23 protein-coding genes are annotated in these 25874 nt (G+C 63.1%); 15 read left to right on the top strand and 8 right to left on the bottom strand.

Annotated elements, in window-relative coordinates:
- Window positions 1-67 precede the first annotated feature (67 nt).
- Entirely contained in the window at window positions 68-667 is a 600-nt protein-coding gene (locus JQ624_RS22235; RefSeq protein WP_409334360.1) for a hypothetical protein, read from the top strand.
- 89 nt (window positions 668-756) lie between these two features.
- Here the strand turns inward: JQ624_RS22235 and JQ624_RS22240 are convergent, their stop codons facing one another.
- Window positions 757-1893: an alpha-hydroxy acid oxidase gene (locus JQ624_RS22240; protein ID WP_212421029.1), complete on the bottom strand. Its 1137-nt coding sequence runs from the start codon at window positions 1891-1893 to the stop codon at window positions 757-759.
- A 109-nt stretch (window positions 1894-2002) separates the two neighbouring features.
- Between JQ624_RS22240 and JQ624_RS22245 the strand changes: the two genes are divergently transcribed.
- From JQ624_RS22245 to serA, 10 genes are all read left to right on the top strand, one after another.
- Window positions 2003-2197: a hypothetical protein gene (locus JQ624_RS22245; protein WP_212421030.1), complete on the top strand. Its 195-nt coding sequence runs from the start codon at window positions 2003-2005 to the stop codon at window positions 2195-2197.
- Window positions 2198-2411: 214 nt separating this feature from the next.
- Window positions 2412-3758 (top strand): phosphoglucosamine mutase, encoded by a 1347-nt coding sequence (gene glmM, locus JQ624_RS22250; RefSeq protein ID WP_212421076.1) that lies wholly within the window; start codon window positions 2412-2414, stop codon window positions 3756-3758.
- Between the two features lie 146 nt (window positions 3759-3904).
- Entirely contained in the window at window positions 3905-5167 is a 1263-nt protein-coding gene (locus JQ624_RS22255; protein WP_212421031.1) for an MFS transporter, read from the top strand.
- Between the two features lie 290 nt (window positions 5168-5457).
- On the top strand, window positions 5458-6285 hold the full coding sequence (locus JQ624_RS22260) for an outer membrane protein (RefSeq protein ID WP_212421032.1): 828 nt from the start codon (window positions 5458-5460) through the stop codon (window positions 6283-6285).
- 211 nt (window positions 6286-6496) lie between these two features.
- The gene (locus JQ624_RS22265) at window positions 6497-7324 is read left to right on the top strand and encodes an outer membrane protein (protein WP_212421033.1); all 828 of its coding nucleotides are present in this window, start codon (window positions 6497-6499) and stop codon (window positions 7322-7324) included.
- Between the two features lie 82 nt (window positions 7325-7406).
- Complete coding sequence (locus JQ624_RS22270) at window positions 7407-7997, top strand: glutathione S-transferase family protein (protein ID WP_212421034.1); 591 nt, start codon at window positions 7407-7409, stop codon at window positions 7995-7997.
- A 17-nt stretch (window positions 7998-8014) separates the two neighbouring features.
- Window positions 8015-8485 (top strand): GNAT family N-acetyltransferase, encoded by a 471-nt coding sequence (locus JQ624_RS22275; RefSeq protein WP_212421035.1) that lies wholly within the window; start codon window positions 8015-8017, stop codon window positions 8483-8485.
- A 252-nt stretch (window positions 8486-8737) separates the two neighbouring features.
- Complete coding sequence (locus JQ624_RS22280) at window positions 8738-8932, top strand: hypothetical protein (RefSeq protein WP_212421036.1); 195 nt, start codon at window positions 8738-8740, stop codon at window positions 8930-8932.
- Between the two features lie 79 nt (window positions 8933-9011).
- Window positions 9012-10184, top strand: coding sequence for a phosphoserine transaminase (locus JQ624_RS22285; RefSeq protein WP_212421037.1), 1173 nt, complete (start codon window positions 9012-9014; stop codon window positions 10182-10184).
- A 168-nt stretch (window positions 10185-10352) separates the two neighbouring features.
- Window positions 10353-11942 (top strand): phosphoglycerate dehydrogenase, encoded by a 1590-nt coding sequence (serA, locus tag JQ624_RS22290; protein ID WP_212421038.1) that lies wholly within the window; start codon window positions 10353-10355, stop codon window positions 11940-11942.
- Window positions 11943-12070: 128 nt separating this feature from the next.
- Here the strand turns inward: serA and JQ624_RS22295 are convergent, their stop codons facing one another.
- The gene (locus JQ624_RS22295; protein WP_212421039.1) at window positions 12071-13294 is read right to left on the bottom strand and encodes a hypothetical protein; all 1224 of its coding nucleotides are present in this window, start codon (window positions 13292-13294) and stop codon (window positions 12071-12073) included.
- A gap of 122 nt (window positions 13295-13416) precedes the next feature.
- Between JQ624_RS22295 and JQ624_RS22300 the strand changes: the two genes are divergently transcribed.
- Window positions 13417-14337 carry a LysR family transcriptional regulator gene (locus JQ624_RS22300; protein ID WP_212421040.1) on the top strand — a complete coding sequence of 307 codons (921 nt, stop codon included), beginning with the start codon at window positions 13417-13419 and terminating at the stop codon, window positions 14335-14337.
- Window positions 14338-14473: 136 nt separating this feature from the next.
- Window positions 14474-16159 carry a mucoidy inhibitor MuiA family protein gene (locus JQ624_RS22305; RefSeq protein WP_212421041.1) on the top strand — a complete coding sequence of 562 codons (1686 nt, stop codon included), beginning with the start codon at window positions 14474-14476 and terminating at the stop codon, window positions 16157-16159.
- A 68-nt stretch (window positions 16160-16227) separates the two neighbouring features.
- On the opposite strand, the gene JQ624_RS39735 is transcribed toward JQ624_RS22305, so the two are convergent.
- Window positions 16228-16488 carry a ChaB family protein gene (locus tag JQ624_RS39735; protein WP_409334357.1) on the bottom strand — a complete coding sequence of 87 codons (261 nt, stop codon included), beginning with the start codon at window positions 16486-16488 and terminating at the stop codon, window positions 16228-16230.
- A gap of 170 nt (window positions 16489-16658) precedes the next feature.
- Complete coding sequence (locus JQ624_RS22315; RefSeq protein ID WP_312014469.1) at window positions 16659-17393, bottom strand: CBS domain-containing protein; 735 nt, start codon at window positions 17391-17393, stop codon at window positions 16659-16661.
- 102 nt (window positions 17394-17495) lie between these two features.
- Between JQ624_RS22315 and ftsH the strand changes: the two genes are divergently transcribed.
- Together ftsH and JQ624_RS22325 are read left to right on the top strand one after the other, a co-directional pair.
- Window positions 17496-19334, top strand: coding sequence for an ATP-dependent zinc metalloprotease FtsH (gene ftsH / locus JQ624_RS22320; RefSeq protein ID WP_212421042.1), 1839 nt, complete (start codon window positions 17496-17498; stop codon window positions 19332-19334).
- Between the two features lie 121 nt (window positions 19335-19455).
- On the top strand, window positions 19456-21495 hold the full coding sequence (locus JQ624_RS22325) for a protein-L-isoaspartate(D-aspartate) O-methyltransferase (protein WP_212421043.1): 2040 nt from the start codon (window positions 19456-19458) through the stop codon (window positions 21493-21495).
- Window positions 21496-21560: 65 nt separating this feature from the next.
- Here JQ624_RS22325 and JQ624_RS22330 read toward each other — a convergent pair whose 3' ends face one another.
- The 4 genes from JQ624_RS22330 to JQ624_RS22345 form a co-directional block, all read right to left on the bottom strand.
- Window positions 21561-22913, bottom strand: coding sequence for an esterase-like activity of phytase family protein (locus tag JQ624_RS22330; protein WP_212421044.1), 1353 nt, complete (start codon window positions 22911-22913; stop codon window positions 21561-21563).
- 107 nt (window positions 22914-23020) lie between these two features.
- The gene (locus JQ624_RS22335) at window positions 23021-23827 is read right to left on the bottom strand and encodes a heme ABC transporter ATP-binding protein (protein WP_212421045.1); all 807 of its coding nucleotides are present in this window, start codon (window positions 23825-23827) and stop codon (window positions 23021-23023) included.
- Window positions 23824-24921, bottom strand: coding sequence for an iron ABC transporter permease (locus JQ624_RS22340; RefSeq protein WP_212421046.1), 1098 nt, complete (start codon window positions 24919-24921; stop codon window positions 23824-23826). The genes JQ624_RS22335 and JQ624_RS22340 overlap by 4 nt, the downstream gene beginning before the upstream one ends.
- Entirely contained in the window at window positions 24918-25871 is a 954-nt protein-coding gene (locus JQ624_RS22345) for a hemin ABC transporter substrate-binding protein (protein ID WP_212421047.1), read from the bottom strand. The genes JQ624_RS22340 and JQ624_RS22345 overlap by 4 nt, the downstream gene beginning before the upstream one ends.
- Window positions 25872-25874 lie beyond the last annotated feature (3 nt).

Here is a 25874-nt window from a genome sequence, read left to right on the forward strand (position 1 = left end):
GAGTTGAGTTGGGCGCCAAATACACCTCGGGAGGAATACCATGCTGAAATCTTCTTCACGGCCGCGGATGCTCGCGGCCTCGCTGGCCTTTGTCACGCTGCTCGGATCGGTGGCGTGGGCGCAGCAGCCGCCGACGGTTCGAATTCGCGGTACCATCGAGGCCGTAGATCTGCCCATGCTGTCGATCAAATCGCGCGAGGGCACCGACATGAAGGTGCGCGTCACCGACAATGTCGCGGTGTTCGGCGTCGCCAAGACCGAACTGTCGGAGATCAAGGAAGGCTCCTATATCGGCGTCACCGCAATGCCGGAGCCGGACGGCACCCAGAAGGCGGTCGCGGTGCATATCTTCCCTGAAAACCAGCGCGGCGCGGCCGAAGGTTTCCGGCCCTGGGATCAGCGGCCGAACTCGACCATGACCAATGCCACCGTCGCCCAGACGGTGAAGGGCACCGACGGCCAGAACATCCTGGTCAAATACAAGGACGGCGAAAAGAAGGTCGTGGTGCCGGAGGGGACGCCGATCGTCACCTTCGTCGCCGGTGACAAGTCCGAACTGAAGCCGGGCGCCAAGGTGATTATCTTCAGCGCGGTGAAGAAGGACGATGGCACGCTGGAAGCCAATCGCGTCAATGTCGGCCGCGACGGAATTACGCCGCCGATGTGAGGTGAGAGCGCAGCTCTCTCAACGGGTTGTCCCCGCCTTGTGCGCAATTGCGCACAAGGCGGGGACGACGATAGAGCTTCGCTGCTTCCTCACACCGCCAGCACGTTATCGTCGATCTCGGCGATCGTGTTGACGCCGCACAATCCCATGGTGGTCAGCATTTCCTTGGCGATGATGTCGAGCGCCTTGGCGACGCCGGCCTGTCCGCCGGCGCCCAGGCCGTAGGCGTAGGCGCGGCCGATCATGCAGGATTTGGCGCCGAGCGCGAGCGCGCGCACCACGTCCTGGCCGGAGCGGATGCCGCCGTCGAACATGATCTCCATCTTCGAGCCGACGGCGTCGACGATCTCGGGCAGCACCTCGATGGAAGACGGCGCGCCGTCGAGCTGGCGGCCGCCATGGTTGGACACGACAAGCGCCTGCGCGCCGGTCTTGGCCGCGATCTCGGCGTCCTCGACGTCGAGAATGCCTTTCAGGATCAGCTTGCCCGGCCAGATCGAGCGGATCCAGTCGATGTCCTTCCAGTTCAGCGAGGTATCGAACTGCGACGCCGTCCATTCCGACAGTTTTGTGAGATCCTCGGTGCCTTTGACGTGGCCGACGATGTTGCCGAAGCTGCGGCGCTTGCCGCGCAGCACGCCGGCGACCCATGACGGCTTGCTGGCGAAGTCGAGCAGTTTCGACAGCGACCATTCCGGCGGCACCGACATGCCGTTCTTGATGTCCTGGTGACGCTGCCCGATCACCTGCAGGTCGACGGTCAGCACCAGCGCCGAGCATTTCGCCGCGATCGCGCGCTCGATCAACGCCTTGATGAAGCCGCGGTCTTTCATCACGTAGAGCTGGAACCAGAACGGCTTGTCGACGCTGGCGGCGATATCCTCGATCGAGCAGATCGACATCGTGCTCTGGGTAAAGGGAATGCCGGCGGCCTGGGCGGCGCGGCAGGCATGAATCTCGCCGTCGCCATGCTGCATGCCGAGCAGGCCGACCGGCGCGAGGATCAACGGCATCGCGGCCGGCTCGCCGAGGATCGTGGTGGAAAGATCGCGCTTGGAGACGTCGACCAGGATGCGCTGGCGGAACTTGATCTGCTGCAGATCCTCGGAGTTGGCGCGCAGCGTGTCCTCGGTGTAGGAGCCGCGGTCGGTGTAGTCGAAAAACGCCTTGGGAACCCGGCGCTTGTGCAACTGGCGCAGATCCTCAATGCAGGTGATGTGCTTCATGGACGTCCCGGCCTCTTCTTGAATTTCTTCGCTGCGTTGTCATCTAGCACGGTTGGAAGGCCAGCCAAATCGCATCTCGTAGGCACCTTCCGGAGCGGAGGGACACCCCATGACCGGACCGCGCACTGTTTCCAGTCCCGACGCCCGCGCCAAGGATCGCGAAGACAAGGATCGCGAGGAAAAGCGCCGGCTGGACGACGCCCTGGAGGAAGGTCTGGAAGAGACCTTTCCGGCCTCCGACCCGGTCAATGTCACCCAGCCGCCGCCTTCGAAGGGCGACCACCACGTCAAGCGGGGGAACTAGCGCGCCGGTGCGGGACACGCATTCGCGAAAAAATTTAATTATACCAAGTGCTTATATGCTAGCCGCGGTTGCCCATAGCCGTAATGATTAATCATATTTTTTGAAGTCATTTTAGCCGCCGAGGGATTATAACCCATGCACGCTACGATGGAGGGCGTTCGGGGATTCGTGGCCGTGATGGCCTTAAAGAAGACCTGGAATGGCTGGGGGTCACATGAGCCGCAAATATTTCGGTACCGACGGAATTCGGGGCCGTGCCAATGGTCTGATTACCCCGGAGCTCGCGCTCAAGGTGGGGCAGGCGGCCGGCCTGGTGTTTCAGCGCGGCGAGCATCGCCACCGCGTCGTGATCGGCAAGGACACCCGGCTCTCCGGCTACATGATCGAATACGCCATGGTGGCCGGCTTTACCTCGGTCGGCATGGACGTGCTGCTGCTCGGCCCGATGCCGACGCCGGCGGTTGCGATGCTGACCAAGTCGATGCGTGCCGATCTCGGCGTGATGATTTCGGCTTCCCACAATCTGTTCGAGGACAACGGCATCAAGCTGTTCGGCCCGCAGGGCTTCAAATTGTCCGACGATGTCGAAAAGCAGATCGAGCAACTGCTCGACGAGCCGATCGACCGCCGTCTGGCGCAGAGCGCCAGCCTGGGGCGCGCCCGCCGCATAGACGGCGTGCATGACCGCTACATCGAATTCGCCAAGCGCACGCTGCCGCGCGAACTCTCGCTCGACGGCCTTCGCGTCGTGATCGATTGCGCGCACGGCGCCGCCTACAAGGTGGTGCCGGAAGCGCTGTGGGAATTGGGCGCGGACGTCATCGCGATCGGCGTCGAACCCGACGGATTCAACATCAACAAGGAATGCGGCTCGACCTCGCCGGAAGCGCTGGCGAAAAAGGTGCGCGAGATGCGCGCCGATATCGGCATCGCGCTCGACGGCGACGCCGATCGCGTCATCCTGGTCGACGAGCGCGGCCATGTGGTCGACGGCGACCAGTTGCTCGCGGTGATCGCGCAAAGCTGGAAGGACGACGGCCGTCTCGCCAGGCCCGGCATCGTCGCCACCGTGATGTCCAACCTCGGGCTCGAGCGCTTTCTCGAAGGGCAGGGCATCGGCATGGTGCGCACGCCGGTCGGCGATCGCTACGTGCTCGAGCAGATGCTCAAGCAGGGCTACAATCTCGGCGGCGAGCCTTCGGGCCATATCATTCTCTCCGACTACGCCACGACAGGCGACGGCTTTGTCGCCGCACTGCAGGTGCTGGCCGTGGTGCAAAAGCTTCGCCGTCCGGTGTCGGAAGTCTGCCACCGTTTCGATCCGCTGCCGCAGATCCTGAAGAACGTGCGCTACCGCTCCGGCAAGCCGCTCGACCATGCCGAGGTGAAATCGGCGATCATGGACGGCGAGAATCGCCTCAACGGCCACGGCCGGCTCTTGGTCCGTTCGTCCGGCACCGAGTCTGTGATCCGCGTGATGGGCGAGGGCGACGACCGCATCCTGGTCGAGGACGTCGTCGATCAGATCGTCACCGCGCTCGGCCACGCCGCGGCGGCATAAGCGCGTTTTATTTTGATGGCGCAGGATCGTTGATCGGTGGTGTGGCAACGCATCGCAGCCATAAGCTATTGATGCTGGTCGCGACGATGGCCCGGCCGTAGAACACCACACATTGCCTGCCCGCGATTCTTTTCGGGAATGCGCCCTTGAACAAGCCCGTCATCGTCTCAGAGGAAACGACGACCGCGCCGGTGGTCGTGCTGGACGCGACGCCAAGCCGTGCCGCCAAGGCGGCTGTCGCGGGACCGGCCTATGTCGTGCTGGCCGGCATCAGCTTCTCGCATTTCCTCAACGACACCATGCAGTCGTTGATCGCTTCGGTCTATCCGATCCTGAAGGATGCTTACGCGCTGGACTACGGGCAGATCGGCATGATCACGCTGGCGTTCCAGTTCACTGCGTCGCTGCTGCAGCCGCTGGTCGGGCATTTCACCGACAAGAAGGCGCAGCCGTTCTCGCTTGCGATCGGCATGGGCTTCACCTTCTTTGGCTTGCTGCTCTTGAGCGTCGCGGCGCGCTATCCCGTCATCCTGATCGCAGCCGCGCTGGTCGGCCTCGGCTCGGCGGTGTTCCATCCGGAGTCGGCGCGGATCGCGCGCCTCGCCTCGGGCGGCCGCTACGGCTTCGCGCAATCGGTGTTTCAACTCGGCGGCAGTTTTGGCACGTCGATGGGACCGGTGCTGGCGGCGCTGATCGTGGTGCCGTTCGGCCAGCCCTCGATCGCCTGGTTTTCATCGATCGCGTTTCTGGCGATCGTGATCCTGTGGCGGATCGGCGCCTGGTACAAGCCGCAGATCGCGACGAAGAAGTCGGCTGCGGTGGAACGTCATCCGGACCTGCCGGATTCCCGGCGCGTCAGGATCGCGCTCGCGGTGCTGGTCGCGCTGCTGTTCTCAAAACAGCTCTACGTGTCGAGCCTGTCGAGCTATTACATCTTCTATCTGATCGACAAGTTTCAGGTGTCGACGCAGGCGGCCCAGCTCTACCTCTTCCTCTTTCTCGCCGCCAATGCAGCGGGCGCGTTCTTCGGCGGGCCGCTCGGTGATCGCTTCGGCCGCCAATACGTCATCTGGTTCTCGATAGCAGGCGCGCTGCCGTTCACGCTGGCGCTGCCCTATGCCGGCCTGTTCGCCAGCGCCGTGCTGACGATATTCATCGGCCTGATTATTTCCTCGGCGACATCCTCAATCATTGTGTTCGCGCAGGAGCTGATGCCGCACCGCTTCGGGATGATCTCGGGCGTGTTCTTCGGCGTCGCCTTCGGCATCGGCGGACTTGGCGCCGCCGTGCTCGGCAAGCTTGCCGATCACACCGGGATCGCGTTCGTCTATCATCTCTGCGCGTTCCTGCCCGCGCTCGGCCTGCTCGCGGTGTTCCTGCCGAAGATTAGGCAGGCGAATAGCGAATAGGGAGTGGCGAGTAGTGCGCAGGAAATGAGGTGCTTCTCTCCTCGCCATTCGCTATTCGCCACTCGCCCTTCGTCAATACATCGTTAGGATGTATGGCGGTTTCGCCATTTTCCGGTGTTGCAAGATGCATTGCGACTCGCGTCGCAAACAGCGGCACGAAAGCAGTCAGAGATTGTCAACCTTAATAATTAGGGTTAAGCGCCGCTTAAGCATTTAATGCCATCGTCCGTCCGTGAGTTTTTGAAGTGGGGCCATTGCAGTCAGCCTCACCGGACAAAAGGACGAAGCCCATGCGTAGCGTTAAGTCTTTCATTGCCGCCGGTGCGGCCACATTGTTGTCGCAGGCGGTGTTTGCTGCCGACATGGCGATCGCGCCTCCTCCAGCATACGCGCCGGCCCCGGTGGTCGAGGACTTCGGCGGCTGGTATCTGCGCGGCGACATCGGCTTCAGCAACCAGCGCGTCGATCGTCTGAACAACGCGCTCGACGCCAACAACACGTCGTCGGTTCAGACCCTGAACTTCAACACCGCGGGCATCTTCGGCCTCGGCGTCGGTTACAAGGTCAACAACTGGTTCCGCGCCGACGTCACCGGTGAATACCGCGGCAATTCGCAGTTCTTCGGCACCGATCGCATCACCTATGCGGGCGGCGTCGGCACTGACACCTATCACGCCACCAAGAACGAGTGGGTCGTTCTCGCCAACGCCTATGTCGATCTCGGCACCTGGTGGTGCATCACCCCGTTCATCGGCGCCGGCGTCGGCGGCGCGCGGGTTGCGATCAACGGCTTCACCGATCAGGGCATTGCCAACAATGGCGGCGGTGCGCTTCCGGGTCTCGCCTATGGCGACAGCGTCGCGAAATGGAATTTCGCCTGGGCCGCGCATGCCGGTCTCGCCTACAAGGTCACGCCGAGCTTCACCGTCGAACTCGCCTATCGCTATCTCGACATGGGCGACGGCCTGACCGGCGATCTCCGCACCTTCGATGGCGTCAATGCGATCAACAACCCGATGACCTTCAAGCACATCACTTCGCATGACCTGAAGCTCGGCGTGCGCTGGGATCTGACCAGCCCGCAGGTTTACGCGCCGCCGCTGATCCGCAAAGGTTAATCGCGACTTCCATTCGTTAACGGTTGCCGAACGGCGCGGGGTACTTCCCGCGCCGTTTGCTTTTGGCCCATGACGATGCGGGAGTTGCAGCCGGTGAAAATCTTGCCGGCTTTTCGACAAGATCGCGCCCAATCCGTGCACGCGACAACGATTGATTAAGGTTAACAGGCGATGATCAGCCCAAGTTCAGAGTGTCGAATGGAGCGTTGCGATGCGTCGATTGTTGCTGGTGGCTGTGATGTGCGGAGTGGTAAGCGGCGCGCAAGCGGCTGACATGCCGGACTTGCCTTTTCTCCGCGGCAGCTTCACCGAGGGGCTGAGCACAGCGAGCGTCAACTGGGGGGGCGGCTACATCGGTGGCCACGCTTCCCACGGCGCGGCGGACATGGACTTCACCAACTCCGGCCAGGACTTGCTCGCCAAGCTCTTGAACAACGTCGATCTGGAAGCGCAGTTCAATATCTCCAAGTGGCCCCTGCTCGGCAAGGCCCATATGCAAAACAGCGGCTTTGGCGGGTTCATCGGCTACAATTTCCAGTTTAGCGAGGCCGTCATCGGTGTTGAGCTGAACTATACCCACGGCAATTTCTTCGGAGCCAACAGCGGCGGTCAGGCTCGCGTGTTCCAGTACCCGACTGACTACGTGACGTTCGCTGCCGCATCCTCGTCGGCCTCGATGAAGATCACCGATTACGGCTCGTTGCGGGCGCGAGCCGCATACCCCGTCGGCAATTTCCTGCCTTATGGATTTGTCGGCCTCGCGCTGGGGCAGGCGAACATCAATCGCAGGGCCGATGTGAACCTTAACTACCAGTATGTCGGCGCCGCCGTTCCCCCGCTTCCAAATTACTCGGGCGCCTACAGCCTGACGGACAACGCCAACTCTCATTTCATCATGGGCTTCGCCGGAGGTGTCGGTGTCGACATAATGCTATACGCGGGCCTCTTCCTTCGTGCCGAGTGGGAGTATCTCCGGTTCAGCACCACTGTCGAAACCAGCGTCAACACGGTGAAGGCCGGTCTCGGCTACAAGTTCTGACGCGTGGCGGCGGCGCCGATCCGCGCGCCGTTGACAGATTTGCCGCCGCCTGTTGCAGTGTCGCCGTAAGCGGAGGCGGCGCATGAAGGTTTACGGCGATACCAATTCCGGCAATTGCCTGAAAGTGAAGTGGGTGTGCGACCATCTCGCGCTGCCCTACACCTGGATAGCGGTCGACACCCTCAAGGGCGAGACGCGCACTGCGGAATTCCTCAAGCTCAACGGCGCCGGCCAGGTGCCCACGATCGAACTCGACGACGGCCGCACGCTGGCGCAATCCAACGCCATCATCCGTTATCTCGCCCGCGGTTCTCGTCTCATTCCGCAGGATGCGTTCGCGGAAGGGAAGATGGACGAGTGGCTGTTCTGGGAACAATACAGCCATGAGCCATACATCGCCGTCTGCCGCTTCCAGATGTTCTATCTGGGCAAGTCGGCTTCCGATCTCGACCCCGACAAGGTCAAGCGCGGCTATACGGCGCTGGCGCAGATGGAGCATCAGCTCGCCGTCACGCCATTTCTGGCCGGCGACGCCGTCACGCTCGCCGACATCTCGCTGCTGGCCTATACGCGCGTCGCGCATGAAGGCGGCTTCCATCTCGATGGCTACGCCGCGGTGCGCCGCTGGATCGGCGCGACCGAAAAATTCCTCGGCCTGCCGCCGGCGCGCTGACTACACCGGAAATTGCCATGTCTGCCATCTCAGAGATCACCATCCGCCGCGCCCGCCGCGAGGACGTCGGCACCATCGTCGTCATGCTGGCGGACGATCCGCTCGGCGGCGGCCGTGAGCGGATCGAAGACCCGTTGCCGCAATCCTATTTCACGACATTCGAGACGGTCGACCGCGATCCGAACATCCAACTCGTCGTTGCCGAGGACCGCGCGGGCGCTGTGGTCGGCTGCCTGCAGCTCTGCATCCTGCCGGGGCTGAGCTCGCAGGGCGCCTCGCGCGGGCTGATCGAGGATGTCCGCGTCGCCAGACACTGCCGCAGCCGCGGCATAGGCGAGCAGATGGTGCAGTGGGCGGTTGTCGAAGCGCGGGACAAGGGATGCAAACTGGTCGAACTGCTGACGCATCACACCCGCGTCGATGCGCAGCGATTTTACGAGCGGCTCGGCTTTGCGCGCAGCCATGTCGGCATGACCTTGCGATTTTGATCGCCTTAGCGTTTTCGAGCCGAAAGCCTGTCCCGGACTTGATCCGGGGTGGAATCCGGTTCGCGCAATGAAAACGCGTCAGAGTCAGCCAACTGCGGTTGAAGCGAATTTGCGATGAATGCCTGAGGTAGTCGTCACTCTACGATCCGGTTAACAACCGATAAACTACGCGTGCGTCCGTGATTTTACGGACCGGAAGGTCTCCGCTATGCCGACGTCTCCCACGGGGCTTGGGCAGCTTGGGGATTTCCGATGAAAAAATATTCGATTGTCCGGATCGGAAGCGAATATGTCGTTCAGGCCGGAGAGACCAGCATTCTGAAGGTGTCGAGCCGGCGGGAGGCGGCCAAACTGGTCACCGATGCCGCCGAACTCCTGCAGCAGGAGCCGGCGCCTGTCGCGGACGAGCACCCATCAATCGGGCGTGATGCTCCCGAAGATCCTTGACGATCGGGCACGATTCCCCTATTGACCGCCGCGGGACACCTCCCCCCAACGGGAGGCTTGCTATCTGGAAGGATAGATTATGACCGTAGCGAAGCCCGCTTCGCGGCCCAACGTGCCGCATTTTTCCTCCGGCCCCTGCGCCAAGCGCCCCGGCTGGACCCCCCAAAATCTCAAGGACGCAGCCCTCGGCCGCTCGCATCGCGCGAAGGTTGGCAAGGCCAAGCTCAAGCTCGCGATCGAACTGACGCGCGAAGTGCTTGAAGTGCCGGCCGACTACAAGATCGGCATCGTGCCGGCGTCCGATACCGGCGCGGTCGAAATGGCGCTGTGGTCGCTGCTCGGCGCGCGGCCCGTCACCACCATCGCCTGGGAATCCTTCGGCGAGGGCTGGGTCAGCGACATCGTCAAGGAATTGAAGCTGAAGGATGTCACCAAGCTGCATGCCGGCTATGGCGATCTTCCCGATCTCTCCAAGGCCGATCCGGCTTCCGACATCGTCTTCACCTGGAACGGCACGACGTCTGGCGTGCGCGTGCCGAACGCCGACTGGATCAGCGCGACCCGCGAAGGCCTCACCATCTGCGACGCGACGTCGGCCGCCTTTGCGCAGCCGCTCGATTTCGCAAAGCTCGATGTAGTGACGTTCTCCTGGCAGAAGGCGCTGGGCGGCGAGGCCGCGCACGGCATGCTGATCCTGTCACCGCGGGCGGTGGAGCGGCTCGAGACCTACAAGCCGGCCTGGCCGCTGCCGAAGATTTTCCGCCTGACCAAGGGCGGCAAGCTCAACCAGGGCATCTTCGAAGGCGAGACCATCAACACGCCGTCGATGCTGTGCGTCGAGGATTATCTCGATGCGCTGAACTGGGCGAAATCGATCGGCGGCCTGAAGGCCCTGATCGCGCGCGCCGACGCCAACACCAAGGTGCTGTCGGACTGGAAGGCAAAGACGCCGTGGATCGATTTCCTGGCGAAGGAAGCTTCGATCCGTTCCAACACCTCGGTGTGCCTGAAGTTCACGGATCCCGCGATCACCTCGCTGCCGCCTGACGCGCAGGCGGACTTTTCGAAGAAGCTGGTCGCGCTCGTGGAGAAGGAAGCCGCCGGTTACGACTTCGCCTATTACCGCGATGCGCCGGCAGGCCTGCGGATCTGGTGCGGCGCCACCGTCGAAGCCTCCGACGTCGCGCTGCTGACGCAGTGGATCGACTGGGCGTTCGCCGAGACCAAGGCCGCGCTGCCGAAGGCGGCTTGATCGTCACCCTCCCCTGGAGGGGGAGGGTCGACGCACCCGAAGGGTGCGTCGGGGTGGGGTGATCTCTCCGCACCCGACGCACGCAGAGTTCGCACCGACAGTTTCACCCCACCCCGGCGCTTCGCGCCGACCCTCCCCCTCCAGGGGAGGGTGTGAAGGATCACACCAATGTCCAAACCCAAAGTTCTCATTTCCGACGCGCTCTCTCCGGCCGCCGTCCAGATCTTCAAAGACCGCGGTATCGAGGTCGACTTCCAGCCCAATCTCGGCAAGGACAAGGACAAGCTCGCCGAGATCATCGGCAATTACGACGGGCTTGCGATCCGCTCGGCGACCAAGGCGACCGCGAAGATCATCGACAAGGCCACCAGGCTGAAGGTGATCGGCCGCGCCGGTATCGGCGTCGACAATGTCGACATCCCGGCGGCGACCGCCAAGGGCATCATCGTGATGAACACGCCGTTCGGCAATTCGATCACGACCGCCGAGCATGCAATTACCTTGATGCTGGCGCTGGCGCGTGAAATTCCGCAGGCCGACGCCTCGACCCAGGCCGGCAAGTGGGAGAAGAACCGCTTCATGGGCGTCGAGATCACCGGCAAGACGCTGGGCGTGATCGGCTGCGGCAATATTGGCTCGATCGCCGCCGACCGCGCGCTCGGCCTGAAAATGAAGGTTATCGCGTTCGATCCGTTCCTGTCGCCGGAGCGCGCCAGGGACATCGGCGTCGAGAAGGTCGAACTCGACGAGTTGTTCAAGCGCGCCGATTTCATCACGCTGCACACGCCGCTGACCGAGAAGACCAAAAACATCATTGACGCGGCGGCGCTCGCCAGGATGAAGAAGGGCGTGCGCATCATCAACTGCGCCCGCGGCGGCCTGGTCGACGAGCAGGCGCTGGTCGACGCGCTGAATTCCAGGCACGTCGCCGGCGCCGCCTTCGACGTGTTCGTCGAGGAGCCCGCCACCAAGAACGTGCTGTTCGGTCATCCCAACGTGATCTGCACGCCGCATCTCGGCGCCTCCACCACGGAAGCTCAGGAGAACGTCGCGCTGCAGGTCGCCGAGCAGATGTCGGATTATCTCCTGACCGGCGCGATATCGAATGCGGTGAACTTCCCCTCGATCACGGCCGAAGAAGCGCCGAAGCTGAAGCCGTTCATCGAGCTTGCCGAAAAGCTCGGCTCGTTCGCGGGACAGCTCACCGAGAGCGGAATCCTGAAGGTGCAGATCACCTACGAGGGGCACGTCGCCGAGATGAAGATCAAGGCGATCACTTCGGCGGTGCTGTCGGGCCTGCTGCGGCCGATGCTGGGCGAGGTCAACGTCGTCTCCGCGCCGGTTGTTGCGAAAGAGCGCGGCATGGTGGTGGACGAGATCGTGCGCGCGGCGCAGAGCGACTATGAAAGCCTGATCACGGTCACCGTCACCACCGAACGGCAGGAACGCTCGGTGTCCGGCACCGTCTATCACGACGGCAAGCCGCGGCTGGTCGACATCAAGGGCATCCGGGTCGACGCCGAATTCGGCAAGTCGATGATCTATGTCACCAACGAGGACAAGCCCGGCTTCATCGGCAGCTTCGCCGGCCTGCTCGGCGACGCCAAGATCAACATCGCCACCTTCCATCTCGGCCGCGTCAAGCAGGGCGGCGACGCCATCGCGCTGGTCGAGATCGACGGGCCGGTCCCGGCGGAGGTGCTGGCCAAGGTGCAGAAGTTGCCGCAGGTGAAGCAGGCGAAGGCACTGGCGTTCTAGAGCGACGTCCTTCACCCCTCTAGGGGGAGGATAAGATGCTTCCCGTTGTCGGCGCAAAAAGAAGCGGACCCCGATCATGGCATCGGGATCCGCTGACGCGTCAGAGATCGTGTTTCGCGGCGATCTAGCTAGTTGACCCGTATCTTGGAAGGATAGAACCGGTCCTTGGCCGCCACCGCGTGGGGCATCGGCATGGGGGCTGTCTTGATCTGCCCGAAACGCGGCGGCAGTTGCGGTGTGGTCCGGGGCGGCACCGGCGCGACCTTTGTCCCGACGGCCACGCCCGGGACGACAGGCCTCGGCGCCTTCGGGGTCGCCTGCGGCAGGCTGTCCGGATTGGCGTTGCCCGGCGTGCCTGAGAGACCCCCGCCGCCGGCGCCGGTGCAGTCGAGCTTCACCTCTTTCCAGCCGGTCGACTGACCGATCGGGTTGGTCAGATCCTCGGCCATCGCCTGAACCGTCGTGGTCTTGTCGACCGTGAAGGTCTTGGTGAAGTTCGCCTCGAATTTGCCGGGACCGACGAATTTCGACCAGGCTTCGACGAACTGGTTCTGCATCGGCTCGTTGCCGACCTTGGTCCACAGCCTGAACTTGACGCCGCCGGCCTTGGAGGTTTCCAGCCGCACCTTGGCCTCGGTCAGTTGGCATTTTGTGGCCGGATTCGGCCTGGTCGGGTAACCCGCCGTGGTCATGAAGCGCAGGTGGATGCCCTTGACGCCGAAGTTCGGTTCCTTGGCTGCGACATCATCCGCGGCGCCGTGCTTGCCTTCGCACTTCACAGGCACGCTCACATTGGCAGTCGCCTTGTGCGGCTCGCCCAGTCCGCCCGAAGGAAGTGGGCCGACATCCTTGCTCGGGGTCAGGAACGAGGCAGTCAGCTCGACTCCGACCGCGCCGAAGGTGTTGTGGCTTTCGCGAATGCCCTTTCCTTCGCCGAGCTTGCTGTTGCAAGTCGCGATGATGGCCTGCTTTTCCGCGGCGGTCATATAGTCGGTCGAGCCTTCATAGGTCGTCGAGAAGTCCACCTGATCGTCGTGATGTTTGTCGGGGGAGACGTTGACGAAGTACTGGCCGTTGGGCTGGCCGAGCTGACGAACCTTGTAGTTCACGATCGGATATCCCGGCATCCCGATGTGGACGGTGACGGGCAAGCCGACGGTGCTTCCCTCGATCTTGGTCCATGACGTTCCATTCTCGGAAACGACCTTGAGAATGGTCGGACTGAAGCCGTTGCCGGAGATCTGGGCGTTGGCGGCGGCCGCATGTGCACCGGAGGTCAGTCCGGCCATCAGGAGGATCGAGGCCGCTGCACTGTGCAGCGCCCGCGAGGTGAGGTGGGTAGTAGCAAACATGGCATTTCTCCATAAGGGTTTGAATCAACATTGCTTTCCGTAGTGCAGCGGGTTGTTGATCGGCTGCATGACCTTTCGTCGCCATTGTTCCAAAATTAGTTTCAGTATATAATTTCAGTAATATGCTGAAAAATATTCAGTTAGGTCGCGTCGACCTGAACCTGCTCCCGGTTTTCGAAGCCGTGCTCGCAGAGGGAAATGTGGCACGGGCGGCAGCGCGTCTGCATGTGACGCCGTCGGCGGTAAGCCACGGGCTCAACCGTCTCAGGCACCAGTTCAACGATCCGCTGTTTCTGAAGGCGCCGAAGGGCGTGGTGCCGACGGCGCGCGCACTCGAACTCGCGGACGCCATCGCCGATGTCCTGGCGCGGGCGCGACGTGTTGTAGGAGCGGCAGAGCCATTTGATCCCGGCCGCTCGAAGCGGCGCTTCACGATCGGCGCACCGGACGCGATCGCCGCGGTCATGATGCCGCAATTGCTGAAGGTAGTTCAGCGCGATGCACCCTTTATCGATATGGCCCTGCGATACGTGTTGCGCGACATGGCGTTTGCCGAGCTGGATGCGCGCGCGATCGATGTCGCCGTCGTTCCCATCGATGAAGTTCCCGCCCGCTTCACGTCAAAGGTCGTGTTCGAAGACGAATTCCAGATTGTTGCCCGGCAAGGGCATCCATTCGCGGACGAACCGACATTGAAGCGCTATTGCGAGATGCAACATGTCATTGTGTCGCCGGCCGGCGATGCGCGTGCCTATGTCGATGACGTACTCGCAAGCAAAGGTCTGTCCCGCCGCGTCGCGATGACCGTTCCGAGTTTTATGCTCATGTTGGCGGTAATTGCCGAGACCGATCTGATCGCCGCGCTGCCGAAGGGCCTTCTTGATGCTCATGGCGTCCGCTTCGGTCTGGTCGGCATCGACCCACCGCTGCCGATGCGAAGCTTTCAACTCCGCGCCATCGCGCCGAAGGTTGCGATGATGGATGCCGGCGTCGAGTGGCTGTTCGGCTTGCTCGATCATCCTCCATCACGGGCACCGGCGTAGGCCTTGCTGCGGCGCCACCTGCCGCAGTCTTGCCGCAAATTCTGATCGAACCCGTTTCTCGCTCGCTGCGTCTCATCACCGGGGGTGGTGGGCATTTCGCGCGCTGCCATCAGGCGCGCGGTTCAGGAGAAATTCCATGCGATTGATTGCGAACACCTATCTGACGGCGAGCCTCGTCGTCCTTGCGGCGCTGGCGGCAGGCGAGGGCCGAGCGGCCGACATCGACGCCAGTTCGGCGGTCGATGCCGTCACCGTCTATCCCGATGGCGCCAGCGTCACGCGGATCATCTCGCTCGATTTGCCGGCGGGCGAGAATTCCGCCGTCCTCAAGGATTTTCCGCTGACGCTCGATCCCTCATCGCTGCGGGTTGAGGGTGAGGCGGGGACGAAACTCACGATCGGCACGATCGACGCAAAACCGCCGCGCGCGGCGCCGCCAGTCAACCTGCCCGAACTCGACAAGCGCATCGAGGCGCTGAAGGACGAGCGCGTCAATCTGCAGGGCGCGATCGATGCGGCGACCGCGCGCCGTAAATTCGCCGAGCGATTTGCGGATACTTCTCCGGCTGGAATCGGCGACAAGGGTGAGGCGCGTCCGATCGCCGAATGGCGCGCGGCCTTTGCCGCAGTCGGGGAAGAAGTCGCCAGCGCTGATACCGTCATTCGCGACGCCGTGCGCAAGCAGCGCGAACTCGACCGCGAAATCGCGCGTCTTGAACAGGACCGGGCGCAAAAGCCGCCAAGCAGGCTGGAAGTCCGGATCGAACTCGCAGCTGCCGCCGCGACGAAAGCGACGCTGCGCGTGACCTATGCGGTGCGCAACGCACGCTGGATGCCGCTCTACGACGCCCGCCTCGATACCGGCGCCAAGGACCGCAAGCCGGCGCTCGAACTGGTGCGCCGTGCCGAAATCACGCAAAACACCGGCGAGGATTGGTCGAATGTCGTGCTCGCCGTTTCCACCGTGCGCACCGCGCGCGGCGGCAGCGCGCCCGACCTGAAGTCGCTCGTCGTTCAATACCCGCAAGTACCGCGTCCGATGGCCGCCGGGTCCGTATCGGATTATGCAACGCCCTCGGCTGCGCCGCCCCCGGACAGGCTGAGGCAGCTCCGCGCCGGCGGAGGGAAGAGCGAGGAGCCCGTGATGGAGAAGGCGGCCGAGCAACAGGCCGCCGCTGATGTCAGCGGCTTCCAGGTGGTGTTCAAGATTCCGGGGCGCGTCAGCCTCGGTGCCAGCGAAGGCGCCAAGAGCCTGCGCATCTCCAGTGCGAGCATTGCGCCCGACCTCGCGGTCCGCGCCGTGCCGGTGCTGGACCCGACCGCGTTCCTCGAAGCGAGCTTCAAGCAGACCGAGGATGCGCCGCTATTGCCCGGCCGGGTCGCGATCTATCGCGACGGCGTGTTCGTCGGCCGCGGCCAGATGGCCGCTGCGGCCAAGGACGAGACCGTGCGGCTCGGCTTCGGCGCCGACGACAAGATCAAGATCGAGCGCACCGTCGTCAAACGCAACGAGGGCTCGGCCGGCCTGATCGTGACGACGTCGAAGACCGACGAACGCGCGTTCAAGACCACGGTGCGCAACGGCCACGACTTCCCGATCCGGATCGCGATCGAGGACCAGTTGCCGGTCAGCGAGAACGAGGAGATCCAGGTCGAAATGTTGCCGTCGACGACAACACCGACCGCGACCAATGTTCGTGACAAGCGCGGCGTGCTGGAATGGGCTTTTGAGGCCAAGGCGGGCGAGGTCAGGGACATCAATTTCGCCTGGCGGGTACGCTGGCCCAAGGACAAGGGCGTCGTGATGGTGCCGGCCGGCTGAGCCGGCGAGGGCAGGCACGGACTTTCCGGTTCTCTCGTCCAGCGGAGGGGATCGGAAGCATAACAGGATCAGCCGGATTCGCGTGCGATCCAACGGTCGCCGACCTCCTGATAGCTGTGCTTCACCGCCGCCCAGGCGACGCGATGGGCTGTTCTTTCGCGTTGCAGGGGACCGCGCGACGCGTTTGCGTTCAGGCGCTGTTGAAAGCGGCGAGATAGATCTCCCTCGCATGCGGCGGCAAATGCGCTCGAATGGGCGGCGGGAGGTCGTCGATTGATGCGTACGGCAAGCGATGTCTCCCGTACGACGGTGCGCTGGTCGAATGCCAATCGATCTAGACCGGCTGCTTGAGCTTCGGTTCTGATTGAATCAGAACCAAAGCTCTAGATTCTTTATCTGACGCGTTATCTGCCGCAGATAAGTCTGCGCAATCTGCGCAAGCTGATTGCTATGCGAACCGGTATCCACTTCGCTCGAAAACGCTATAATGGATCAACGCTCAGGCCCAACCACCGCCGCGGTACACGACCAGATTGTCATGGACGGCGCCAACGCCGGGCGTGGATTCTGCCGCAACCCTGATCGCCTTTCGCTCGGCATCCGATTCTGCAAGGCCCCAGAGATCGACGATGCCGTTGGCGACTGTGACGTTCAGCAGGCCCGTGTGGGCCCAATCTTCTTTCTTCAAGCTGGCGAGGATGCGGTCGCGGATCGCCTTGTCCGATGGAGCTATGTCGAGCAGCTGGCGTGCGCTGGCCACAGCCTGAAGGAGATTGGCCCTGCTCACGATACCGACCAGTTGACCGTTCTCCAGAATGGGCAATCTTCTGATTGCGTTCTTCTCCATCAGGGCGGCGACTTCATGGAGCGGCGCTTGGGGAGAGGTCGTGATGACATCCCGGGTCATGACATCCGAAACCTTGCGGCTATGAGATTTGATATATTCGGCCGCCAGTGTGTCGCTCTCGATCAATGCTCGAAGCCACCAGGACCGTTGCCGTTCCGTACCCGCCTCGACGCGGTGCAGCAGATCGCCTTCGCTGACAATGCCGACCAGCTTGCCCTTGCCGTCCAGCACCGGGACCGCGCTGATCTGCTTTTCGAGAAACAGCTTTGCAACCTGCTGTACGGTCGCGGAAGGTTCGACGGTGATAACAGGCGCAACCATGACGTCACGGACAAGCATAGCAACCTCCCTCAGTCGATGGTTTGATCGATAGCCGGCGCCGGGCACCTGTCATTGATGCATGTCAAGCTCAACGGAACTCAAGCAGCTACGAATTTTTAGGCCGGCGCAGATGCGGACGGCGTTCGCGTTAGTTGAGCGGAGAACTTGATGGAGTCCGACCCCTCGTCTCGCAAGCAGGCGGTTATCATTGGATATTTTGTGGCCGCCGGGATCGGCATGCTGGCGCTGCAATGGCTGCTGGCGACCTACAACACCATCGAAACCATTCCCTATAGCGAGTTCGAGCGATTGGTCGCCCAGGGCGGCGTCACAGAGGTGTCCGTCGCCCAGGATACCATCCAGGGAAAACTGAAGGACAAGCTTCCGAGCGGAAAGTCCGCCTTCATCACTGCGCGCGTCGATCCGGGGTTGGCGGAAAAGCTCGAGAGCAAGGGCGTCGTCGTCACAGGTGTCCCGTCGGGCGGGCTGTTCCAGACCATCCTGTCCTGGATCATCCCTGCGCTGATGTTCTACCTGATCTGGATATTTCTCGGGCGCCGGCTGGCGGATCGTCAGGGATTTGGCGGACTGATGTCGATCGGGAAATCGCGCGCCAAGGTCTATGTCGAAAAGGACACCAAGGTCACCTTCGCCGATGTGGCCGGCGTCGACGAAGCAAAATTCGAGTTGCAGGAAGTCGTGTCCTTCCTCAGGGATCCCAAGAGTTACGGCCGGCTCGGCGCTCATGTTCCCAAGGGAATTCTGCTGGTCGGGCCGCCCGGCACCGGCAAGACCCTGCTTGCCCGCGCGGTAGCCGGCGAAGCCGGGGTTGCATTCTTCTCGATCTCCGGGTCCGAATTCGTCGAGATGTTCGTCGGCGTCGGCGCAGCCCGGGTCCGCGATCTGTTCGATCAGGCGCGCAAGGCTGCACCCTGCATCATCTTCATCGACGAACTCGACGCGCTTGGGCGTAGCCGTTCTGCCGGCGCTTTCGGCGGCTACGACGAGAAGGAGCAGACGCTCAATCAGTTGCTCGCCGAGCTTGACGGCTTCGATCCCAGCGCCGGGGTGATCCTACTGGCGGCGACGAACCGGCCTGAAATCCTTGATCCTGCGCTGCTGCGGGCCGGCCGGTTCGACCGGCAGGTGCTTGTCGATCGTCCGGACAAGAGCGGGCGTATCGCCATCCTCAAGGTACATGTTCGCAAGATCAGGGTCGGCAAGGATGTCGATCTGGAGAAGGTCGCCGCGCTGACCCCGGGTTTCACGGGGGCAGATCTTGCCAACCTGATCAACGAGGCCGCCATTGCCGCCACCAGACGCAACGCCGACGACGTGTCCCTTGACGATTTCACGGTCGCGATCGAGCGGATCGTCGCCGGAATCGAGAAGAAGAGCAGGGTGCTCGGCAAGGACGAGCGTCGAAGGGTCGCCTATCATGAGATGGGTCATGCCCTCGTCGCCGCAAACCTTTCCGGCGTCGATCCCGTGCAAAAGGTGTCCATCATTCCCCGCGGGGTAGGCGCCCTTGGCTATACCCTGCAGCGGCCGACCGAGGATCGCTTTCTGCTCTCTGTACGCCAATTGAAGAATCGGATCGCAGTGCTGATGGGAGGTCGGGCATCCGAGCGGCTGATCTTTGACGGCGACGTCTCGACCGGGGCGGCCGACGATCTGCAACGGGCAACCGAGATCGCGATCGAGATGGTCACCAAATACGGAATGGACGAGAAAGTCGGACAGCGAACCTACGCATCCCGTCCTCAGATGTTTCTTCAAGCCGCACAGGATACAGTCGTCAGCGCGGCCGAGCTGACCGGGCGCGAGATCGATCTGGCGGTGCGAGATCTGGTCGAGGCGGGCGACGCCTGTGCGCGCGCCATTCTCGAAAAGCACCGGCGCGATCTGGACGAGGGCGTCGGGATCCTGATCGCAAAGGAGACACTGACGGCGGAGGAATTTGCTCCGTTGCGTCCGGCACCGGCGCAGCAAACGGCATCCCCCTGACGAGAGGAGCTTTTTTCGGCCGGTTTTGGATTTGATGCGGATCAATTTGGCCGCCGCGCCGCGATCATAGCCTGTCGTTGGGTTTCGCACGACATCGCTGCGACTTGGGAGGCGTCTTGTCATGGGATCGCCAGCATCGAAAGACAACAAGTCCGGAGCCGCAAAATCGTTTGATCTGCTTCGCAGGGAGATGGTCGCTTACAATATTGCCGCGCGCGGCGTGCGCGACGAACTCGTGCTTGAGGCGATGCGGAAGGTTCCGCGCGAATTGTTCCTGCCGGAAAGGCTCCGGGAATTCGCCTACGAGGACTCGCCGCTCCCGATCGCCGGGGAACAGACCATTTCCCAACCCTATATCGTTGCCTTCATGGCCGAGGCTCTGATGCTCAGGGGCGGCGAAAAGATTCTCGAGATCGGCGCCGGCTCCGGTTACGCCGCCGCCGTGCTTTCGGAGATCGCGGCCGACGTCTACACGGTCGAACGTCTCGGTCGGCTGGCAGAGCAGGCTGCGGCGACGCTGGCTGACCTCGGCTATGACAATGTTCATGTGCTGCACGGCGACGGCACCAGAGGCTGGCCGGAACATGCGCCCTATGATGCGATAGTGGTGGCGGCCGGCGGGCCGCAGGTACCGGAATCGCTCAAGGAGCAGCTGAAAATCGGCGGGCGGCTGGTGATAGCGGTCGGTGCTGATCAGCGTGCCCAGGAACTGGTGCGCATCACCCGCATCTCGAAAGATCAATATCGCAGCGAAGACATCGCTGACGTCCGCTTCGTTCCGTTGATCGGGGAAGAGGGCTGGGCTGCGCCAGGAACGGAGCCTGCGCGAAAACGCCGGGCGCTGCGGCCCGGCGCCCGAGGCGAGGAAGCACTGGTCCGCAATCTTGCAGATGCAGCAGAATCCTTTCCGTCGATCGAGACCGTGGATCTCGCCTCGCTGATGCAGCGGATCGGATCGGCTCGCGTCGTGCTGCTTGGCGAAGCGACCCACGGCACCAGCGAGTTCTACCGGATGCGCGCGCGGATCACCCGCGAGCTGATCGTCGAGAAGGGATTCCAGTTTGTCGCGATCGAGGCGGACTGGCCTGACGCCGCACGCGTGGATCACTATGTGCGGCATTTCCAGTATCCGCCGTCGGAATGGACGGCGTTCGCACGGTTTCCGACCTGGATGTGGCGCAACACCGAGGTGCGCGATTTTGTAAGCTGGCTGCGCAAGCACAACGGGACCGTGGAGAAGAACGAGCGCGTCGCATTTCACGGCCTCGATCTTTACAGCCTCTACGACTCGATCCGGTCGGTTCTGACCTATCTCGACGAGGTCGATCCGCAGTCGGCCAGGGTCGCCCGCGCGCGCTACGGCTGCCTGACTCCGTGGCAGAACGATCCTGCCACCTACGGTCACGCCGCCTTGACCGGATCGTACCCGACCTGCGAGTCCGATGTGGTTCGCGCGCTGAGCGATCTTCAGGCCAAACGCCGGGCCTACGCCGAGCATGACGGCGAGCGCTTCCTCGATGCCGAACAGAATGCCCGGCTGGTGGCAAATGCGGAGCGCTATTACCGGATCATGTACTACGGTTCACGGGCGTCGTGGAATCTGCGCGATTCCCACATGTTCGAAACTCTGAACAACCTGTTGGCGTTTCACGGCAAGGACAGCAAGGCGGTCGTATGGGCGCACAATTCTCACGTCGGGAACGCAGGCGCGACGGAGATGGCTGCGCGCGGCGAACACAATATCGGCCAGCTTTGCCGCGAGCAGTTTGGCGAACAGGCCTATATTGTCGGTTTTGGCACCAACAGCGGGACGGTTGCCGCGGCGTCCGAGTGGGATGGTCCGATGGAGGTGAAGGACGTGCGGCCGGCGCTTCCCGATAGCTACGAGCGGTTATGTCATGCAACGGGCCATGCTCGGTTCATGCTCGGCTTGCGTGGCCGGATCGATCTGTGCGGTCCGAACGGGCTCGGCAGGGAACGTCTCGAGCGGGCGATTGGCGTGATCTACCGGCCCGAAACCGAGATGGCCAGCCATTACTTCAGGGCCAACCTGCCACAACAATTCGACGAATATATCTGGTTCGACGACACGCGCGCGGTGACTCCGCTGGACACCGCCGAGATCAAGGGACTTCCCGATACCTATCCGTTCGGGGTGTGACTCCGGCGCGGGCCGCTTTTCCCTCTCCCCGCAAAGAGGCGGGGAGAGGGAGTGAAGCGCCGGCGTCACTTCGCCTTCAAAAATTCGCCGACTTCCAGCAGCACGAACTCGTTGTCATCCGCCTTGTTGGGATCGCGGCTCGACGAGAACGGCAAATTGTTGTCGTTGCCGACGATGATATGCGTGTCATCGACGCGATCGACGTTCTCGATGGTGAAGAACGGGAAGGTCAAGACGCCGTCGTTGAGCGGCTTGCGGGCCTTCTTGTCGGGATCCCGGATCTTCATCAGGTCGATATAGGCGATCTTGCGCACCGGCTTGCCGACATTGGCGTCGGAGAGTTCTACCTTGTAGACGCGCTTGAACTTCGCCAGATCCGGAAAGCAGTTCTCGCCGCGCTGGCCTTGCGGGCAAGCCTTGTCGGCGGTGCCTTCGCCATTGTCGCGCTCGATGATCAGGCCGCTCGTGGCGTCGATCATGTTGAAGTCGCCGATGGCGTGGCCGTTCTGCTCGAACACGTAAGTCCAGTAGCGCCCGGTGAATTTTTCCGCGGCGACGTCGAATTCGAGAATCCGCGAGGCTTCCTTGCCGTCGATCTTTTCAAAATCCTTCTTCTCGGCGTCCCACAGCGGGCCTTCGAGCAGGCCGTACAGGAATTTTCCGTCCTTCGACGACGCAAAGCCTTCATAGCCCTTGGAGCGGCGCAGATTGACCGTGGTGTAGCTCGCGCCTGGTGCTGCCGGCGACTGCACCGACCAATGGTCGGGTGAGCGCACCGGCTTGCCGTCGGCGGTGGTTTCGAACACGCCCAGCACCTTGCCGTTGCGGTCGGTCTTCAGGACGTAGGGCCCGAACTCATCGCCGATCCAGAAGGTGTCGCCGATGATCTGAAAACCTTCGGTGTCGAAATCGGCGCCGGTGAGATAGCGCTTGGCGGCGTCCTCATGCAGGATGCGGAACGGCACCTTCCTGTCGGGATCGTGCAGGAAGATGGTTTCCTGCCGTTCGATCTTGCCGGTCGCCCAGTCGATCTTGTGGCGGTTGAGATAGAGCATCGAGTCGGCCGAGTTGTAGCGCGAGCCCATGCCGTTGTCGGTGAGCACCCAGAACGAACCGTCCGGCATCACCTTGATGCCGGAATGGCCCTGCTGCGGCTGGCCCTTGAACGGCAGCGACACGCCGGTCGGCCGTTCATAGGATTTGCCCATCACGGTGCCGACAGTGTCAACGCGCTTGCCGGTGGTGTATTTGCCCGCGGCCTTGAGATCATCAGGCGCGTCGGCGGGTGCGTCGATGAAGGTCTGCGCCGGCAGCACGGCGTGGCCCTTCAGCGTGGCGGGAAACTCGCCTTCGCCCTGTGCAAAGGCGGCACTGGCCAGAAGGACTGATACGACGGAGCAGAGCAATGACACGCGCATGGCGGATCTCCTCATGATGACGATGCGCCTGTCTTGCGGAGCGGCTGTTACAACTGGCTGACAGTTCTGTGAAGAACCTGTAACGCCGTTGGATAAGCCTTGCGGCGTTATGCCGTCGGCGGGCCTGCGGGCCGCATGGTCTGCGGCAGCAGGAACGGCACGCCACCGTCGGTATAGTCGATCGTGACGTCCACCTCGAAAATCCGGCGGATGGTCTCGGCCGTGATCGCCTCGGAACGGCCGCCGTCGACGGCGAGCCGTCCGCGGTGCAGCAGCACGATCCGGTCGGCAAAGCGCATCGCCAGATTGAGGTCATGCAGCACGGCGATCACGGCCGTGCCGTTCTGCGCGCGCCCTCTTGCGGTCTCCACCAGATCGATCTGGTGGCGCATGTCGAGGCTGGAGGTCGGCTCGTCCAGCAGCAGCAGGCCGGGGCCGTGCTGTTCTTCGCCGCAGGCGAGTTGCACCAGCACGCGGGCAAAATGCGTGCGTTGCTGCTCGCCGCCGGAGAGTGTCGGCAATTGCCGGTGACTGAAATGCGTGAGCCCTACCTCGCCCAGCGCGGCATCGACCAGCCTTTGCGCGGTGGCGCGGCCGGTGTCGCCCGCGCCCATATGGACGATTTCCTCGACCGTGAACGGGAAGGTGACATTGACGTGCTGCGACAGCATCGCGCGGTGATGGGCGAGAACGCGCGGCGCATAGAGGTGGATGTTGCGCTGCTTCAATTTGATCTGTCCGCGCGTCGGGCGGAGATCGCCGGACAGCATCCGCAGCAGTGTCGATTTGCCGGCGCCATTGGGGCCGACGATGGCGACCATCTCGCCGGCCTTGATACGCAGATCGATGCCGTCGACCAGCGTGGCGCCGCCAACGATCATCGATACCGCCTGCGCTTCGAGGATGGCGATCATAGCGAGACCAGCCCGCGCCGGCGGAGCAGCATGCCTAAGAAGAACGGCGCGCCGATCGCCGCGGTCAGAATTCCGATCGGCATTTCCGCGGGCGCCACGATGGTGCGGGCCAGCGTATCGGCGCCCACCAGCAGCACCGCACCCAACAGCATCGAGGCCGGCAGCAGCAGCCGGTGCGCCGGCCCGATCACCAGCCGGAGCAGGTGCGGCACCACGATGCCGACAAAGCCGACCACGCCGCAGACCGAAACCGCAACGCCCGTCATCGCCGATACCAGCACGATCGAAATCCGCTTCAGCCGCTCGACGTCGACGCCGCTGTGAAACGCTTCGGCCTCGCCGAGCACCAGCACATCGAGCCCGCGCGCGATCGAGACGCAGGCGATCAAGGCCGGCCCCAGCACTGGCGCCAGCGTGGCGAGCTTGGGCCAGGTCGCGCCGCTCAGCGAGCCCAGCATCCAGAACGTGATGTCGCGCAACTGCCGATCGTCGGCGATGAACACCAGAAGCCCGACGCCGGCATTGGCGATGGCGGCAATCGCGATGCCGGCCAACAGGAAGATCGCAATCGACGTTCGTCCCGAGCGGCTCGCGATGGAGTAAAGGATGATCGTCGTTGCCAGTGAACCAACGAAGGCTGCGACCGGCAGCAACTGATGCTGCATGAAGCGCAAGCTTTGGCCGATCTGGCTGTCGGTGAACACGATCGCCGCCGCCGCCGCCAGCGCGCCGCCGGAGGAAACGCCGACCAAAGCGGGGTCGGCGAGGGGATTGCGAAACAGCCCCTGCATGATGGCGCCCGATGCCGCGAGCAAGGCGCCGACCATCGTGGCGGCCGCGATCCGCGGAATCCGGATCGACCACAGCACGAGCTGGTCGCGCGCGAGGCTTGGGCCTGCTGCTGCGTCGCCCCACAGGCCGAGCGCGGCCGGCAGCCGCGCCAGCGCAATGCCGGCGGCGCCCATCGTGAGCGCGATCAGCGCCGCACCGGCAAGCGCGGCGAACAGGCAGGTGAGGGTCAGCGAAGCGGGCGGGCGCAACGCATACCCGCTGCGGCGCTTCGCACGTTCCGTGCTGTCGGCTAGCGCTGTCACAGCCGGCAGTTTGCGGAGAGTGCCGCCGGCGTGAATTTCTCGGCCTGCGGCGCCAGCGCCGGATAGAGCTTGATCGAGAGGTCGCGGGCGGCGGCGGCCGTGCGCGGCCCGAAGCCGAGCAGATAGAGGCCTTCCATCGAGATGAAGGTCTTGTTGGCCGCGACGGGGGTCAGCGCGAAGGCCGGATGAAGATACACCGTCTCCGCGTCCACCGAGTCCTTGCCGCGCTGGATCGAGAGCACCACATCGGGTTTTGCGGCGACGATCGCCTCGTCGTTGATGATCTTGTAGCCGTCATAGCCGTCGATCGCGTTGACGCCGCCGGCGAGCGCGATGATCTCGTTGGCCGCGGTGTTCTTTCCTGCGGCCATCGCCCGGCCGTTCAAGAGCGACATCACGAACATCACGCGCACCGGCTTCGTTACCTTGGCGCGCAGCTCGCGCAATTGCGTCAGATCGTCTGTTACCGCCGCGGTCAGGCATTCGGCGCGCTTGTCCGCGCCCATGGCGTGGCCGACCAGCTTGATCTTGTCGAGCAGGCCTGCTTCCGAAAATGTTTCCGGCACCAGCACCAGCGGCACCTTGGCGGCCTCCAGCACGTCCATGGTTTCCTTCGGCCCGGAGCCTTGCGCGGCCAGCACCAGCGAGGGGTTGAGCCCAAGCACGCCCTCGGCCGAAAGCTGGCGCATGTAGCCGACATTCGGCTTGTCGCGCAGCGCCGCGGCCGGATAGAGGCTGGTCGAGTCGACACCTGCCAGGCGGTCCTCGAAACCCAGCGCGTAGAGGATTTCCGTAATCGCGCCGCCGATCGAGACGATCCGTGCGGCATCGCCGATCGTGACGTCGCGGTTGCGGGCATCATGCACCGTAATGCCCGCGGCGAGCGTTGTGCCGCCGAACAGGAAAGCGCCCGCAGCGATCGACAATGCGAGTGTGCGACAAAATGTCATTGC

This window comes from Bradyrhizobium sp. AUGA SZCCT0283, from assembly GCF_018130385.1.
In the GTDB taxonomy this organism is placed as follows: Bacteria; Pseudomonadota; Alphaproteobacteria; order Rhizobiales; family Xanthobacteraceae; genus Bradyrhizobium.

What these genes read in the sequence shown, in the direction of transcription:
- JQ624_RS22235 (WP_409334360.1), top strand. Translation starts at nt 68, where the DNA reads ATGCTCGCGGCCTCGCTGGCCTTTGTCACGCTGCTCGGATCGGTGGCG.
- JQ624_RS22240 (WP_212421029.1), bottom strand. Translation starts at nt 1,893, where the DNA reads ATGAAGCACATCACCTGCATTGAGGATCTGCGCCAGTTGCACAAGCGC.
- JQ624_RS22245 (WP_212421030.1), top strand. Translation starts at nt 2,003, where the DNA reads ATGACCGGACCGCGCACTGTTTCCAGTCCCGACGCCCGCGCCAAGGAT.
- glmM (WP_212421076.1), top strand. Translation starts at nt 2,412, where the DNA reads ATGAGCCGCAAATATTTCGGTACCGACGGAATTCGGGGCCGTGCCAAT.
- JQ624_RS22260 (WP_212421032.1), top strand. Translation starts at nt 5,458, where the DNA reads ATGCGTAGCGTTAAGTCTTTCATTGCCGCCGGTGCGGCCACATTGTTG.
- JQ624_RS22265 (WP_212421033.1), top strand. Translation starts at nt 6,497, where the DNA reads ATGCGTCGATTGTTGCTGGTGGCTGTGATGTGCGGAGTGGTAAGCGGC.
- JQ624_RS22270 (WP_212421034.1), top strand. Translation starts at nt 7,407, where the DNA reads ATGAAGGTTTACGGCGATACCAATTCCGGCAATTGCCTGAAAGTGAAG.
- JQ624_RS22275 (WP_212421035.1), top strand. Translation starts at nt 8,015, where the DNA reads ATGTCTGCCATCTCAGAGATCACCATCCGCCGCGCCCGCCGCGAGGAC.
- JQ624_RS22280 (WP_212421036.1), top strand. Translation starts at nt 8,738, where the DNA reads ATGAAAAAATATTCGATTGTCCGGATCGGAAGCGAATATGTCGTTCAG.
- JQ624_RS22285 (WP_212421037.1), top strand. Translation starts at nt 9,012, where the DNA reads ATGACCGTAGCGAAGCCCGCTTCGCGGCCCAACGTGCCGCATTTTTCC.
- serA (WP_212421038.1), top strand. Translation starts at nt 10,353, where the DNA reads ATGTCCAAACCCAAAGTTCTCATTTCCGACGCGCTCTCTCCGGCCGCC.
- JQ624_RS22295 (WP_212421039.1), bottom strand. Translation starts at nt 13,294, where the DNA reads ATGTTTGCTACTACCCACCTCACCTCGCGGGCGCTGCACAGTGCAGCG.
- JQ624_RS22300 (WP_212421040.1), top strand. Translation starts at nt 13,417, where the DNA reads ATGCTGAAAAATATTCAGTTAGGTCGCGTCGACCTGAACCTGCTCCCG.
- JQ624_RS22305 (WP_212421041.1), top strand. Translation starts at nt 14,474, where the DNA reads ATGCGATTGATTGCGAACACCTATCTGACGGCGAGCCTCGTCGTCCTT.
- ftsH (WP_212421042.1), top strand. Translation starts at nt 17,496, where the DNA reads ATGGAGTCCGACCCCTCGTCTCGCAAGCAGGCGGTTATCATTGGATAT.
- JQ624_RS22325 (WP_212421043.1), top strand. Translation starts at nt 19,456, where the DNA reads ATGGGATCGCCAGCATCGAAAGACAACAAGTCCGGAGCCGCAAAATCG.
- JQ624_RS22330 (WP_212421044.1), bottom strand. Translation starts at nt 22,913, where the DNA reads ATGCGCGTGTCATTGCTCTGCTCCGTCGTATCAGTCCTTCTGGCCAGT.
- JQ624_RS22335 (WP_212421045.1), bottom strand. Translation starts at nt 23,827, where the DNA reads ATGATCGCCATCCTCGAAGCGCAGGCGGTATCGATGATCGTTGGCGGC.
- JQ624_RS22345 (WP_212421047.1), bottom strand. Translation starts at nt 25,871, where the DNA reads ATGACATTTTGTCGCACACTCGCATTGTCGATCGCTGCGGGCGCTTTC.